Origin of the sequence: Epilithonimonas sp. (genome assembly GCF_032054305.1) — a bacterium.
GTDB lineage: Bacteria > Bacteroidota > Bacteroidia > Flavobacteriales > Weeksellaceae > Epilithonimonas.
Map to the genome: position 1 here is coordinate 310,729 of NZ_DAMBSX010000002.1, position 14,746 is coordinate 325,474.

Here is a 14,746-nt window from a genome sequence, read left to right on the forward strand (position 1 = left end):
AAAGATAAGGATTTTAACTGTAATTTAATTATTTATACATTTGTAAAAATCTATAATTTTTCCTAAATTTATGTTTAATGATTTGACAAACAGATGAAGTAAATAAACATTAAACTACATTAAAGTAAATTTATAAATTTACTTTATATAAATTTTATAAATGACTGATATTCAATAAATTGATTTTTATAAATACTAATAATGTAATCCACAAAAAAATCAACAGACAAACTGTCAATAAGCAGTGTTTAGGTTTTTTCACAAATGTAATTTGGTTTTATGGATGATTAAATCTTATTTTTGAAAAAATCAAAGAGTCAAAAAATGAATTTTAGTTTTCCATATTTTAAAAATGTAAATTTCCCTGAACGCTATATTTTCCCTGAAAAATTATTTTCTTACCTACAGAGCAGCTACAACGATTATATAAAAGAGGTCGGAAGATCCAGTTTGGGGAAACCTATCTATATGATGACTTTAGGAAATGGCAAAACCAGAATTGCCGCATGGTCTCAAATGCATGGTAACGAATCTACGGCAACATTGGCAATGCTAGACTTGTTATCAATCTGGGAGAAACATCCGGAACTGAAAGAAAAGCTTTTTGATTCGATTCAATTGGATTTCATCTTTATGCTGAATCCTGATGGTTCTGAGGTCTGGACAAGAAGGAATGCTTTTGATATCGATATCAACCGGGATTTTCTGAGAATGTCAAGCGTTGAAATGAAGATTCTGAAAACTATTGTTCTGGAAGGAAATTATGATTATGCACTGAATCTCCATGATCAGCGTACAATTTTTACAACAGATGGTAAACATCCGGCAACCTTATCATTTCTTGCACCGTCGGAAAATATGGAAAGAACCGTTACGGAAAACAGAAAAAAAAGTATGGCTGTAATTGCTGCGATCTATCTGCAGATGAAACAAATTCTACCAAACAGAATCGCTAAATATACAGACGAATTTTATCCGACATCCAGCGGTGACAATTTTATGAAAGCTGGCGTTGCACCGATTTTGTTTGAAGGTGGTTTTTTTGAAAATGACCTGAACAGAGAAAAAACCAGAGAGTTTTATACGCATGCATTGTATTTTGCTTTGAAGGCAATCTCAGTACTTAAAGGCGATACCTATAGCTACGAAACTTATTTTGATATTCCGCAAAACAAGGAAACCCATTTTGATCTGATCTACAGAAATGTCAAGCTCAATACTGAGTTTGAATGTATTTTAGATATTGCTGTACAATACAGAGAAATTTTAGACAATAATAAAATTTTGACATATCAGCCATTTGTCGTTGAAGTTGGTGATTTGAACCATAAAAAAGGCTGGTCAGAAATCGACTGTACTGATAAAAAGTTTGTATCTGTTAAAAGATTTCCAAAGCTGGACGCTTTAGTAGATTTTAAAATCGAATAAATTTTTTAATATGTAATATATTATAATCACATGATAATATATGAGTTATACACTCTATTTAACATAATATAAATTATAGGACGTTTTATGACTGTCGAAAAAGTAGAGATATACCTCTATCTCTGTCGAATATTTTGGTATAATATTTTCTAAATTCATTCTATCCTAAAATAAACTATTATGAAAAATTTATTTTTAGTTCTTTCCGGAATCATACTTTTAAATTCCTGTGAAAAAAACGACGGCAAACAAAAACACGTTGAAAATAGAAAACCTGATACGTTAGCCACACCAAACCAAGAAAAAAATGTTATTTCAAAAGCCGAAAATATTGACTATTGCTATCTTAATGTTCTGGCTAAGGATTCCATGTTTATGACTTACAAAGTTACTAATGGCATTGTTAAAGGAAAACTGAAATACAAGAATTTTGAGAAAGATTCATCATCTGGTGAAATTACAGGAACCATTTCAGCAGATACATTAAAAGTAAATTATAAGTTTGTTTCTGAAGGTATTACAAGCGAACGAGAAATCTATTTTTTGCAGGATAGCGGCGTTCTATTGGAAGGAATTGGAAGCTATGCTGATAATAATTCTGCAAAACTCGTTTATCAATCACCAAAAGCAATCAATTATTCCACAGGACGCAGACTGAATCCAGTTGATTGTAAATCGATTAAATAAAAACAGCAGCTAATCAGCTGCTGTTCGTACCCTTAAAATATATAATTTATAAAACTATAGTCTGTATAGAATGTGCCGGTGCAGACAGCTTAGAAGCCTTACCTTCAATCCAAAGATTGAAATCTGTATTTGCATCGCCTTCGTTCATTACGATTACCACCAATTCTCCATTTTCATTCATAAAACTTGTTGACAGAAGGAAATCCTTATTGGTCGAAGTTCCTATTCTCTGAGCATTGGGTTTTACGTATTTTGAAATGTGCCCGATATAGTAATACTCGTAAGTATAATGTAGCTCCCCTGTTCTCGTATCTGCAATAATTGGCGCAAAACAAAGATTGTTAGCATGATTCGGACCGCCTTTTTCATCCAAAAGAATGTTCCAGTCTGTCCAAGCTGCTGTTCCTTTGTTAAAGTCATTGATCATATTCCTTCCGTAAAGTTCACCCAGACTTACATCATAGATTTTGTTAAAATCAAATTGTTCTTTGCAGCCTTCTGTAAAGATCAGGAATTTGTCAGGAAAAGCTCTTTGTGTTTCAGCAAGATTGTCGAATAACTGAGATTTGTTGTTCCAGGTCTCATACCAATGATAACCTATTCCGGAAGCATATTTCGAAGTTTCGGCGTCTTGTAAGGTTGTAGTTGCTCTTTGATAGATCAGATCTCTGTTATGGTCCCAGATAATCACTTTTTTATCTTTATAACCATTTTTCCACAGTGTCGGGCCAAGATTTTCTCTAAGGAATTTTCCTTCCTCATCAGCTGTATAGATACAAGATTCCCACGTCTGTGTTGCCATTGGCTCATTCTGAACCGTCAATCCCCAGATTGGAATATTTCTCTTTTCATATTCCTGAATGAATTTAACATAATAATGTGCCCAAACCTGATAATAATTATCCAATAATCTTCCGCCTTTCAGCATGCTGTTATTCGATTTCATCCAAGCTGGCGGGCTCCACGGGCTAAAATAGAACCTGAAATCTTTTGGGTCAATTTCTTTCTGAGCTAATTTGATCAGAGGAATTTTGTATTTTTCATCGTGCTTTATGTCAAAGGAATTCAAAGATGTATCACTATCTTTTACGTAAGTGTAATTGTCGCTGGAAAAATCACAGGAGTTCATATTGGTTCTAACAAGATTGTAGCCAATTCCGGATTTACCATAATAAGCTTCTATGAATTCTTTCTGTTTGTTCTTTGGTAATTTGGCGAAAACCTCTGCTGATGCATCTGTAATGGCACCTCCGATTCCGATCAATTTCTGATATTTGAAATCAGGGTCAACAAAAACACAAACATCGGTTTCCTTTGGCTGAGGAAAATCTACGAATTTTGCGTTCCCTTTTTTCGCAAATTTTTCATTGTTTTTTTGAGAAGTGATGATAACTCTCCCCTCTTTTACGCCATTTTTCCAGTAATTCTGCGCATTACTATTAATGATAATTCCTGTCATAAAACAAGATATGATCAATCTTTTCATTCGTTGATATTCTAATTAATAGAATTTTTATTAATTAATTATTTAATTTATAGATTCTTACATAATCGATCAAGAACTTCTGAGGATAAATTCCGGAATCGACGCCCTCTTTTCCTCCCCAATTTCCACCAACAGCTTGATTCAGTATCAGATAAAATGGCTGGTCAAATGGCCAAGCACCGTAAGTCTTTTCTGTATTGATGTAAGTAAAATATTTTTTGTTATCCACATACATTTCGATTTTCTCAGGTGTCCAATCTGCTCTGTAAACATGGAAATTTTCCGCAACATCTTTGATGAAAATCGTATCCGTCTTTTGAGTATTAATGATATGATTATACTTTTTGGTATGAACCGAAGCGTGGATAAAACCTTCATTATAGCCAACATGTTCCATAATATCAATTTCTCCATCGTCCGGCCATTCTTTGATATTCTCGCTCAACATCCATATTGCCGGCCATGTCCCCTTCCCTTTTGGTAACTTTGCTCGTACTTCTACACTTCCATATTTGAAAGGAAAAGTTTCCTTGGTTACTAATTTTGCAGAAGTATAATCATTGTTTTCCCATTTTTCTTTTCTGGCTTCGATAACGAGTTTTCCATCTTCGATTCTTGCATTTTCCTTTCGGTCTTTGGTATAGAATTGAAGTTCATTATTCCCGAAACCGTTACCCCCAACTTCAAAAGTCCACTTTGATAGATCAAGAGAGTTTTCATTGAACTCATCCTGAAAGATCAAAACTCGCTTTTCCTTTGCTACAGAGCAAGAAAGCGTAATTGAAAATAGAATGATACCAGAAATTAAAATGATGTTCTTCACTATAAATGATTTTTCAGATTAAAAAATGAAAGTTGCTACAGACCTTGGAGACAAAGAAGTTGCTGCACTTTTATTGTTATATCTGATATTGAAGTTTTCGGTATTGTTACCTTCATTCAGAACAATAAGTGTGATTTTTCCGCCAGGTGTTACAAATGCTACAGAACTTAGACTTCCAGGTTGTGTAGAAGCAATTCTTTGGGAATTCTGAGGGACAAATTTTGAAGCCTGTGCAATAATATAATAGGCAACATTTTTTGTAAACATTTCACTGGAGTTGATCGTTATCGCTCCCTTACATTCTGTACAACCACCAGGCGTATGAGGATTATAGGAAGCATCGTTGGCAACATTCCATTCGAGAGCAACTTTGCTCCAGTTTCTCATAGAGCCGATAATGACATTTTTCGTGTGCCAGATCAGATCATCAGAAAATTTGGAATTCGCACCCGTCCATTGCTCTGTGAAATAGAGATTCTTTGTTGGATATGCCAAATGGACATTGCTAAGAACACCAATATTCCCCGCATATAAATGGAACGCAGAACCATCAACATACTTCGCTGCTTCTGCATCAGCTAAGATATCCATCGGATAATCCGGCTTGTCACAGTTGTGGTCATAAAGAACAATTTTGGTATTGATTCCTGCATTCTGAAAAGCAGGACCCAAATGATTTTTTATAAATTCACCTTGCTGTGAAGATGTCATATACATACTTGGATTATTGCCCGGATGCAAAGGTTCATTCTGAGGTGTAATGGCATCAATAGTAATGCCTTGCGCTTTCATTGCTTGAATATATTTAACAAAATATTGAGCATAAACTCCGTAATATTGAGTTAAGAGACTTCCACCAACACTGCTCTGATTGTCTTTCATCCAAACCGGTGGCGACCAAGGTGTTGCAATGATCTTGATATTTGGATTGATGGTCAGAATTTTTTTCAGCATATCAATAACCGCTTGGTCTTTGGCTAAAGAAAATTGGGCTAGAGATGTATCGGTTTGACCTGTTGGTAAATCATTATAAGAGAAAACTTCTCCATTAAGGTCGGATGCGCCAATACTTAATCTCAAATAACTGACAGCTATAGAATTATCATTACTATTTGAAAAAAGCTGTTGCAACAATTCCTCTTTCTTGGCAGAAGATAGTTGATTGATTACCTGAACACTTCCGCCAGTCAGAGTATAACCAAAACCATCGATGATCTGGTATTTTTGTCCTGCATCAATCTCAATGATCTGATAATTATTAGAAATATTTTTAAAATAAATATCGCTTTGCTTCTGAAGTTTTACGGTTTCATCTGCTTTTGTGAGCCAAACGCTTGCAGCAACATAACTTCCATTATCCTCACCATTGTTTGAAGAAGTATTGGATTGGTCATCTACACTGCTACTTTGGCAAAACAATAATGAGAAAAATGTGACTCCTAAAAAGAATAATTTATTGGGAGATATTTTGTTATTATACATTTATTAGATATATAGATATCAAAGCTTTTATAAAAGAATTGTATTGAAATAATGATTTTTTTCAATACAGCACTTTTTTAAGAGAAGCTTATTGATATTGGTTTGAAAAGAAAAAATGAAAGAGGTTTTTTGAGGACCTCTTTCACCCTAAGAATATGATAAGAAAAAATTAGTTTACTCCTCGGAATTCAACTTTTGTAATAGAAATCCCATCTTTCATATCGTTACCACCAGACCTGATTGCAAAATAGGCTACTCCGCTTTTGGTTGCCGTAAAAGTCCCATCAGGATTGTTTGCATTTTTGGATCCTACATTTGAGATTTTCCCTTCAAAGGCAGAAGTTCCGCTACCAGCCCAAGTATTGATAGCTCTCAACCAAGTTGAATCATTGCCATCCCCAGTATAATCATTATTAGCGGTAGGTTTTGCATAACCGACATAAATTTCAAACCAAGAATCAGCAACACCTTTAGAGCTAACAACAGCATCTGCTGTATATTTACGTCCTTCTACAACATTCACTTCCTGATACATTACATTTCTATCCCAATTTTTTGCGGTAAAAGTAGCTTTACCATTTGTAAAATCCCAAATCCATAAAGCAGTATTAGAAGGATTAGGAAAGGTCAAAGACCATTTTGCCACATCTGTTGCGTCTGCAAATTTCCCTCCTTGGATCATATTTCCGGCAGCGGGATCTGATTTGTCAACAGTAATTGTTTGACTTGCTGTACCGCCAACAATTCCTCCTTGTCCGATAATTTGGTGCTGGACAGTGTAAGTCCCTTCATCAGGAATAAAGACATCATAGACATTTGGACCAACTCCTAATCCGCCTCCGTCACCTAAATCCCATCTGGATTGGATATAGTTGTTATTGGAAGCACTTAATCTATAGTGATTTTCAGAAGTTTTTGTAACTGTAAAAGAAGCATCTGAATTGGTAGGTGTAAGGCCATTACCGTCTCCTTCTACTCTATCTGGAGTACAGGAAACTGAAAGTATTGCAATAGCTGTTCCTAACAATATTTTTGTAAAATCTATTTCCATTGTTTTATTATTTTTAGTTATAGCCTGGATTTTGCTTTATTGCTGTGTTTTGCAATTCAGTATAAGGAATTGGAAGTATTTCATTTTTACCAGCAACAAATCCCTTAGCTGCTAAGACAGAAGGAGCATCACCCCATCTTACCAAATCAAACCAGCGAATACCTTCTCCGGCAAATTCTCTTCTTCTTTCACTTTTAATTGCCTGCAATGAAACAGGAACGGAAGAAAGCCCCACTCTTGCTCTTACTGCATCTAATAAAGCTTGAGCTCGTGCTCCTGTTGCACCTAGAGCTTCGGCTTCCATAAGATAGGTATCTGCCAGGCGGATAGCTACATAATTTTGATAAAAATTTAATTCCATAGCTCCTGGCTCAGGTGATTTTGCAGCAGTATATGGCGCATATTTTTTAAGAAAGTAACCTGTATCTAAATAAGCGGCAGAATAGCTGATTTTTCCATCTTGCACTAATTTTTTGGCATCTATAATAGTAGCATCAAAGCGAGGATCTCCTGCCATGAAATTATACAAATTTCCTGTGACAGTATTAAAAGACCAACCAGCCACCAAATCTGGTGCATCGTTGTTGGAAACATTTTTTAATGTATAAGATCTTGGACCGGTCATAATACAAATAGAGTTACCTTCATCCCTACCTTGACCCCAGAAATCCCAATCAGAATGTCCTTTGTAGCTATAAACTGCCTCCAAAACAGATTCTGTGGTAAATCTGTTATCATATTTAAAAAGGCTGCTGTAATTATCCACTAATTTATATCCATATTGGCTTGTTTGTCCTGGAGTTCCATTTACTTCTGCAAATTGAGCTGCTGCAAGATCATTCTTCTTATCATATAGATAAATTTTTCCCAGGATTGCTCTCGCACTCCCTTGTGTTATACGGCCCCTCTCAGAAGGTGTAGTGGAAGGAATTGTCATTGGTAAATCTGCAATTACTGCAGCAATATCCCCCTCAATCTGGCTGTACACATCTTTAGGATTCGCTTGTGGTATATTCCAGTAATCGTCATTAGAAGTGATAGGTTTAAGAATCAACGGGATATTACCGAACATTCTTACAAGTTCAAAGTAATATAATGACCGTAATACCGTCACTTCTGCAAAAATCCTTTTTTTGAAGTTTTCTGAAACCGGCGCATCAGGTATTCTGCTAATTACCCAATTTGCTCTTGCAATTCCCTGATAATAGTCTTTCCAATAACTTGCAGGCATTGTAATTGGATTAATAGTATAATTATTAAATCCTTGAATTCCTGCTCCATCTCCAGAATTACCACCACCAGAATAGAAATCGTCCGATCCGGCATTGAAAAAGGTTACCATATTCTCAAAACCTCCAGCATACTTTTTCATAATGTCGTATACAGATGCTGTAGCACTAAGGCACTGCTCCTCGGACAAGAAGTAATTTGTATCATCAAAAGTTCCTGTATTTTCTATATCCCCGATATAATCTCCAGTACAGTTTACACTCCCAAAACTTAGTCCGGTTAACATAATTATTGCCAATCCTTTATATATAAATCTTTTATTTTTCATTTTTTTCTACTATTAAAATTGAATGTTTGCTCCTAATAAGAATGTTCTTGCCTGTGGATAATAGGCACGGTCTATACCATATTCATTGCCTCCCGCAATTTCTGGGTCATAGCCTGTATATTTTGTAAAAGTAAATACGTTCTCTCCAGTAATATAAAGCCTTACCTTATTGGATCCAAATTTTTCAGAAACATCTTTTGGAAGTGTATAACCTAACTGAATGAGCTTCAGTCTCATATAATCTCCTTTTTGAAGATAATAATTAGACATTCTGTTATAATTGTGATTGGGATCCTCTCTTGTTATTCTAGGGTTATCATTGGTAGATCCTTCACCTGTCCATCTATCGAGAATAGAGGTTTGCCAGTTGGCATCCAACATATCAAATCTTCTAAGCCCCTGAACAATTTTATTTCCACCTTGTCCCTGCGCAAAAACCATTAAATCAAAGTTTTTATAATTCAAATTCACTGTAAAACCATATGTGAATTTTGGAAGGGAACTTCCAAGGTCCACCATATCACCAGCAGAATCTAAATCAATTTTTCCATCCCCATCGTTGTCTTGCCAAATAAAATCTCCGGGCTTAGCATTTGGTAAAAGCTTTACTCCATTAGAATTGACATAAGCGTTGATTTGTTCCTGATTTTGGAATACACCACTGTATGTATAACCATAAAAAGTCCCCATTGGTTTTCCTACCTGTAGTCTGGAAACTGTTCCCAAAGTGTGTATAGATGAAAAATCTCTCCATTCAACATCATCTTCGAGACGAAGAATCTTATTTTTATTATAAGAGAAATTACCATTAACCGAAATACTGAAATCCTCCCAATTCTTTTTATAACCTAGCTCAAACTCCATTCCTCTATTTTCCATATCACCAATATTGGCAAAAGGATTTACAGGAACACCAACGTATCCTGGAATCGCAACTCTACGAAGAATATCAGTAGATTTTTTATAATAATAATCCACACCAAGTGTAAAATTATTTAAAAAACGAATGTCTGCTCCTATATCAGTTTGTGCAGTTTCTTCCCATTTTAAATCTGGATTTCCAAGCGTATTAGGCGCATACCCAATTATAATCTCTGTATTATCAGGGTTATTACCATTAGGATAATTACCGCCTGAAACCAATGAACTTCTAAACATAAAATTATCAATTGCATCATTTCCTAAGACTCCATACCCTCCTCTTATTTTAATTGTATTTATAATATTATTATCTCTCCAAAAATCTTCTTTATGTACATTCCATCCTAAAGAAAAAGAAGGGAAATTTCCCCAATATTTTAGGAATTTCGAAGAACCATCACGTCTGAAGGTTCCAGTAAATAAGTATCGATCTTTGTAATCATAAATTAAACGTCCAAAATAAGAAGCTCTTCTAGTCTGTACGTAGTCCCATGCATCACCTAATTTGTACTTGGCATCAACTGCATAAAAAGCGGCATCTTCCCAGTTGTTCACAGGAAGATGGGTATAGGTTATACTTTCTCCTGAGCCTATGTCATATCGATAAACTCCCTGTCCAACTAATAGACTGAAATTATGATCCTCTAACTTTTTTTGCCATGTTAAAGTGTTTTCAAAACTCCATTCAAATTTTGTATTAGTTGTTCTGTTCAGGCTATTAAATCCAAGGTTACTTAAAGTAGAACTCAGATAGAACAAAGGAGTAAATCCTTGACTTCCCCAAAAAGATTTTTTACCATTTAGTGTTGTTTTAAAATTCAGACCTTGTGCAAGCTTAAGATCTGCAAATACATTACCCACAAAGTCATCAGACCAATTATTTTTACCTTGTTGAGTATATCTATAGGCCAAAGGATTTGACATTTCCTGGTTTACCCAAGGAGAAATTCCATAAGGATTCCCATTTGCATCGTAGATTAAAGGTCTATTGTTAGGATAAGTATCCGAATCTACTAATGACCAGTCTGTCACTACAGCCGGAGTTGTAGGGTCTAGATTTATCGCTGAACTTAAAGGTCCCCCGAATGTTTCATTGACGCCAATTCCTTGGTTTTTCTGATGTGTATATAAAAATGTCTGACCAATAGTTAAGTAATCCATTACCTTATGAGTAGAATTTAACCTGGCATTTATTCTTTTATAGTTGGAGATATCGCCCATTACAATACCTGTCTGATCAAAATAACCAAAAGAAGCGTAATAAGTGGATTTGTCACTCCCTCCATTAATTCCTATTTCGTGGGACTGTCTCTCCCCCGTATTAAAGATTGTGCTTTGCCAATCTGTACCTACTCCAAATGATGTAGGATTTGAAAATCTCGGAGCTTTACCATCGTTTACAAAACCTTCATTGATTATTGTCGCATATTGTGTAGCATTTAGTAAGTCAAGTTTCCTAGCAGCATGAGATACACCATAACTACCATTATAAGAAAGACTTAATAATCCCTTCTTACCTTTTTTAGTTGTTACCAATATTACACCTCTTGCAGCTGAAACTCCATATATTGCAGAGGAGGCACCATCTTTTAGAACTTCAATACTTTCGATATCGGATTGATTTAACCATCCAATACCATCTACAATGATACCATCCACAACCCACATTGGATCATTACCTCCAGCTCCAAAACTAGTAATACCACGTACTCTTACAGTTGCTGCAGAGCCTGGTTGTCCGGAATTAGTTACAACAGAAACACCCGCTGCCCTACCTTGTAGAACCTGTTCCGGTTTACCTGCGGGGATGTCTTCAATATCCGATGCTTTGATACTGGAAATAGCTCCTGTCACATTGCTTTTCTTTTGAGTCCCATAACCGATAACCACTACTTCTTCTATTACTTTTTCTTTAGAAGCCGTGTCGCTTACCCGTTGCTGAGCTGAGTAGTTTGCTGTGAAGTAAAGTACAGCTGCTAACCCAAGACATTTTGAATACTTTAAGTTCATATTTTAATTAATTTTTTGTTAATCTCAAACTGAGACAATAAAAGTATCTTTTTTTTTGATATGACAAAATAATTTTTCATTTTTTTTAATAACCCTTTTATTTATAGGGCATTTAACGGTATAAATAATATGAAAAATCATTATTTTTATTATATTTGGAATCCCCAAAAATGCTACTTAGTGTTAATTTAAAGTTAATAAACGTATAATGAGTGTTAATACAAATCGAATTAAGCTTCCCTTGATGCTTAGCTTTTTGATATTCTCCATGCTGCTGAATAGTATGGGAGTTATCATATTACAATTATCAAATCAGATCTCTTATAAAGGGCTTGGTATTTTGGAGTCTTTTAAAGATATTCCAATGGCGATAGTTTCTTTATTATGTGTCAACTGGATCGCTAAAACGGGAAATAAGAGAGCACTCATTTTTGCTTTGGTCTTTATAATGGTCAGTTCCACCATTCTTCCGTTGGTGGATGCATTTTGGTTTTTCAAGATCTGGTTGAGTATCGTAGGCGTTGGATTTGCTTTGGCAAAGATCTCGGTTTTTAGTATTATCAAGAATAATTTCAAGGATAAACAATTGGCAAGCGCTGTTTCCAGTGTAGATGCATCTTTTATGATCGGTATCTTCTTTGTGAATATTGGTTTTGGAAGTCTGCTGACGAGCAGTTATGCACAATATTGGAAATACGGATTTTGGGTCATAGCCATTTTAAGTATAATCAATGTTTTGATGCTTAGAAATTCTAAAATTGAAGAAGAACAATTCCCTGATACCAAAAAAGAATCTGGTGGATGGAAGTTCTTTTTGAAACCAAAGCTCATTTATTTCTTCATCATCGTTTTTTTTATGGTCTTTGTGGAGCAAAGCTTTAATTCCTGGCTGCCTAGTTTTTTCAAAAATAATCTCCATGTCAATTCTTATTTTGCCCTTCAGTCATCGGCTTTTTTGGCTTTGTTCTCCTTTCTTGGGAGATTCGCCACAAGCAGATTGGTCTTGAGATTTCATTGGCTGAAGATGGTTTTCGTTTGCCTTTTTATGGTCTTTTTCATATTAGGAACATCTCAAGTATTAATATCGCGTTTTTATAATGAATCCAGATTTTTATTGATATTTATAATTCCTGTAATCGGATTGTTCCTGTCTCCTCTTTTCCCACTTTACAATTCGGAAGTTTTGAACCAGGTTTCCAAAGACAAAACGCATTTATTTGTTTCATTGATAGTAGTATGTTCATCTCTCGGGAGTTCTATTGGATCGCTTTATATGGCTGTTATTTTTCACAAAAATGCAAGTTCTTATTATCCATTGTTCATTTCTTTACCATTATTAATTATATTTGGTCTCACTTTTTTTCTAAATAAAACAAAAATAAACTATGACCGAGATCAACAAGAATAAACAAAATCTAAAAGAGTTAATAGACACCAATGATTTTGTGGAGCACGTATCGGTAGATTGCGTGATATTCGGCTTTCATAAGGATACGCTCAAAGTTCTTTTGTTGAAATATCATGACCTGGACCTGTGGTCTGTCCCTGGAGGATTTATTTTCAATGATGAGAATCTCAATGATGCTGCTGCCAGAACTTTATATGAGAGGACGCATCTCTCTGATGTGTTTTTGGAACAGTTCTACACATTCGGGGATATTAAAAGAACAGAGAATAACACTCACCAAAAACTTCTGGAAAATAAAAATATAGAAGTCGATAAAAACCACTGGATCTACCAGCGTTTTATATCCGTAGGCTATTGTGCCTTAATAGATTATACGTTGACTTACACATTTCCGGATTCTTTCAACGAAGTTTGCCAATGGTTCAATATAAACGAATTGCCAAATATGGCTTTCGATCACAAAGAAATGATAGAAAAAGGACTACTCTATCTCAGGAAAAATATTGATTATCAAGTAATGGGAAGCAATCTTCTTCCAGACAAATTCACAATGAAAGAACTTCAGCATCTTTATGAAGCCATTCTTGGTGAACCATTAAGACGCAACAACTTTCAGAGGAAAATACTGAGTATGAACATTTTAGAAAGGTTAGAAAAACATTTTACAGGTTCGGCTAACAAAGCGCCTTATCTATATCGATTTTTGGAAGGTTCTGAAATCAAACAATCGGATTTTGATAAATAGAATTATGAGCTTACAAATGAAAAAGGCGACAAATATTTGTCGCCTTTTTTGTTAGATAATTCGATAAATTCACAATTATCTGTTATTTTTTCCATCAACTACAATTCTGTCTGGTCTGTTAGCCAGCTCCCAAGCAGTTGTGAAAACCAGTTGCGTTCTTTTCTGAAGCAATGGATAATCGATCTTATCAGGTGTATCGGTTGGTTTATGATAATCCTCGTGGATGCCGTCAAAGAAAAATGCTACGGGAATATTATGCTTTGCAAAGTTGTAATGGTCTGATCTGTAATACAATCTTTGAGGATCTTTTGGATCATCGTATTTATAATTAAGTTCAAGTTTTACAGTCTTATCATTGGCTGCAACATTGATCTTCTTAAGTTCAGAACTCAACATTTCCGAACCGATCACATAAACATATTGTTTTCCTCTGTTTTCAGGGTCATCACGTCCGATCATATCAATATTAAGATCTGCAACAGTATTATTCAAAGGAAAAACCGGATGATCCGAATAATACTCCGAACCGAAAAGTCCGTGCTCTTCACCTGTTACGTGCAGGAAAAGGATAGAACGTTTTGGTCCGTAACCTTTTTTCTTTGCTTCCTGAAATGCTTGCGCAATTTCCATTACAGCAACAGTCCCGCTTCCATCATCATCTGCACCGTTATAGATCTCTCCTTTCTTCATTCCGACATGATCGTAATGTGCCGAAACTACAATAACCTCGTCTGGTTTTTCAGAACCTTCTATGAAAGCCATAATATTCTCAGAATCCGGAAGTGTTTCGCCATATTTCTTCATTGCATCAGATGGAACTTTTTGATAATAAGAACCTAAGCTTGGAGGGAAGCCAATGCCATTTTTTTTGTATTGCTCAATCATGTAAACACCTGCTTTTTTCTGACCTGCACTTCCGGTATCTCTACCTTCCATATCGTCCCCTGCAATTACATAAAGGTTGGTTTTTAGTTCTTCCAAAGTAATGCTGTTATAAGCATCTTTGAAACCTTTTCCGTCATAAGAAAAGTTCTTTGTTGAAGCACAGCTATTAAAAAGAGCAATGCCTATCAAAAAACCATACAGTTTTATATTTTTCATAGATTAAATTTAATATTAAGTCGGAAATAAAAAAATATTGTTACAA

11 protein-coding genes are annotated in these 14,746 nt (G+C 35.1%); 4 read left to right on the plus strand and 7 right to left on the minus strand.

What is annotated here, in order from left to right:
• Positions 1 to 324 precede the first annotated feature (324 nt).
• Complete coding sequence (locus tag RTX21_RS05390; RefSeq protein ID WP_312765842.1) at positions 325 to 1,428, plus strand: M14 family zinc carboxypeptidase; 1,104 nt, start codon at positions 325 to 327, stop codon at positions 1,426 to 1,428.
• A gap of 180 nt (positions 1,429 to 1,608) precedes the next feature.
• Complete coding sequence (locus tag RTX21_RS05395; RefSeq protein ID WP_312765843.1) at positions 1,609 to 2,115, plus strand: hypothetical protein; 507 nt, start codon at positions 1,609 to 1,611, stop codon at positions 2,113 to 2,115.
• Between the two features lie 46 nt (positions 2,116 to 2,161).
• Here RTX21_RS05395 and RTX21_RS05400 read toward each other — a convergent pair whose 3' ends face one another.
• The 6 genes from RTX21_RS05400 to RTX21_RS05425 all read right to left on the minus strand — a co-directional run bounded on the left by RTX21_RS05400 (position 2,162) and on the right by RTX21_RS05425 (position 11,446).
• Positions 2,162 to 3,601, minus strand: a complete 1,440-nt coding sequence (locus RTX21_RS05400; RefSeq protein WP_312765845.1) for a glycoside hydrolase family 30 protein — start codon at positions 3,599 to 3,601, stop codon at positions 2,162 to 2,164.
• A 34-nt stretch (positions 3,602 to 3,635) separates the two neighbouring features.
• Positions 3,636 to 4,424, minus strand: coding sequence for a glycoside hydrolase family 16 protein (locus RTX21_RS05405; RefSeq protein WP_312765847.1), 789 nt, complete (start codon positions 4,422 to 4,424; stop codon positions 3,636 to 3,638).
• A gap of 18 nt (positions 4,425 to 4,442) precedes the next feature.
• Positions 4,443 to 5,906 (minus strand): glycoside hydrolase family 30 beta sandwich domain-containing protein, encoded by a 1,464-nt coding sequence (locus tag RTX21_RS05410; protein ID WP_312765848.1) that lies wholly within the window; start codon positions 5,904 to 5,906, stop codon positions 4,443 to 4,445.
• A 169-nt stretch (positions 5,907 to 6,075) separates the two neighbouring features.
• Entirely contained in the window at positions 6,076 to 6,957 is an 882-nt protein-coding gene (locus RTX21_RS05415) for a hypothetical protein (protein WP_312765849.1), read from the minus strand.
• Between the two features lie 13 nt (positions 6,958 to 6,970).
• Positions 6,971 to 8,473, minus strand: coding sequence for a RagB/SusD family nutrient uptake outer membrane protein (locus RTX21_RS05420; RefSeq protein ID WP_312765850.1), 1,503 nt, complete (start codon positions 8,471 to 8,473; stop codon positions 6,971 to 6,973).
• Positions 8,474 to 8,527: 54 nt separating this feature from the next.
• Positions 8,528 to 11,446, minus strand: a complete 2,919-nt coding sequence (locus tag RTX21_RS05425) for a TonB-dependent receptor (RefSeq protein WP_312765851.1) — start codon at positions 11,444 to 11,446, stop codon at positions 8,528 to 8,530.
• A 244-nt stretch (positions 11,447 to 11,690) separates the two neighbouring features.
• Here RTX21_RS05425 and RTX21_RS05430 point away from each other — a divergent pair, with 244 nt between their 5' ends.
• Both RTX21_RS05430 and RTX21_RS05435 read left to right on the plus strand, forming a co-directional pair.
• The gene (locus RTX21_RS05430) at positions 11,691 to 12,854 is read left to right on the plus strand and encodes an MFS transporter (protein ID WP_312766309.1); all 1,164 of its coding nucleotides are present in this window, start codon (positions 11,691 to 11,693) and stop codon (positions 12,852 to 12,854) included.
• Positions 12,832 to 13,599: an NUDIX hydrolase gene (locus tag RTX21_RS05435; protein ID WP_051230370.1), complete on the plus strand. Its 768-nt coding sequence runs from the start codon at positions 12,832 to 12,834 to the stop codon at positions 13,597 to 13,599. The genes RTX21_RS05430 and RTX21_RS05435 overlap by 23 nt, the downstream gene beginning before the upstream one ends.
• A gap of 75 nt (positions 13,600 to 13,674) precedes the next feature.
• Here RTX21_RS05435 and RTX21_RS05440 read toward each other — a convergent pair whose 3' ends face one another.
• The gene (locus RTX21_RS05440; protein ID WP_312765854.1) at positions 13,675 to 14,700 is read right to left on the minus strand and encodes a M28 family metallopeptidase; all 1,026 of its coding nucleotides are present in this window, start codon (positions 14,698 to 14,700) and stop codon (positions 13,675 to 13,677) included.
• Positions 14,701 to 14,746 lie beyond the last annotated feature (46 nt).

What these genes read in the sequence shown, in the direction of transcription:
- RTX21_RS05390 (WP_312765842.1), top strand. Translation starts at nt 325, where the DNA reads ATGAATTTTAGTTTTCCATATTTTAAAAATGTAAATTTCCCTGAACGC.
- RTX21_RS05395 (WP_312765843.1), top strand. Translation starts at nt 1,609, where the DNA reads ATGAAAAATTTATTTTTAGTTCTTTCCGGAATCATACTTTTAAATTCC.
- RTX21_RS05400 (WP_312765845.1), bottom strand. Translation starts at nt 3,601, where the DNA reads ATGAAAAGATTGATCATATCTTGTTTTATGACAGGAATTATCATTAAT.
- RTX21_RS05410 (WP_312765848.1), bottom strand. Translation starts at nt 5,906, where the DNA reads ATGTATAATAACAAAATATCTCCCAATAAATTATTCTTTTTAGGAGTC.
- RTX21_RS05415 (WP_312765849.1), bottom strand. Translation starts at nt 6,957, where the DNA reads ATGGAAATAGATTTTACAAAAATATTGTTAGGAACAGCTATTGCAATA.
- RTX21_RS05420 (WP_312765850.1), bottom strand. Translation starts at nt 8,473, where the DNA reads ATGTTAACCGGACTAAGTTTTGGGAGTGTAAACTGTACTGGAGATTAT.
- RTX21_RS05425 (WP_312765851.1), bottom strand. Translation starts at nt 11,446, where the DNA reads ATGAACTTAAAGTATTCAAAATGTCTTGGGTTAGCAGCTGTACTTTAC.
- RTX21_RS05430 (WP_312766309.1), top strand. Translation starts at nt 11,691, where the DNA reads ATGCTTAGCTTTTTGATATTCTCCATGCTGCTGAATAGTATGGGAGTT.
- RTX21_RS05435 (WP_051230370.1), top strand. Translation starts at nt 12,832, where the DNA reads ATGACCGAGATCAACAAGAATAAACAAAATCTAAAAGAGTTAATAGAC.
- RTX21_RS05440 (WP_312765854.1), bottom strand. Translation starts at nt 14,700, where the DNA reads ATGAAAAATATAAAACTGTATGGTTTTTTGATAGGCATTGCTCTTTTT.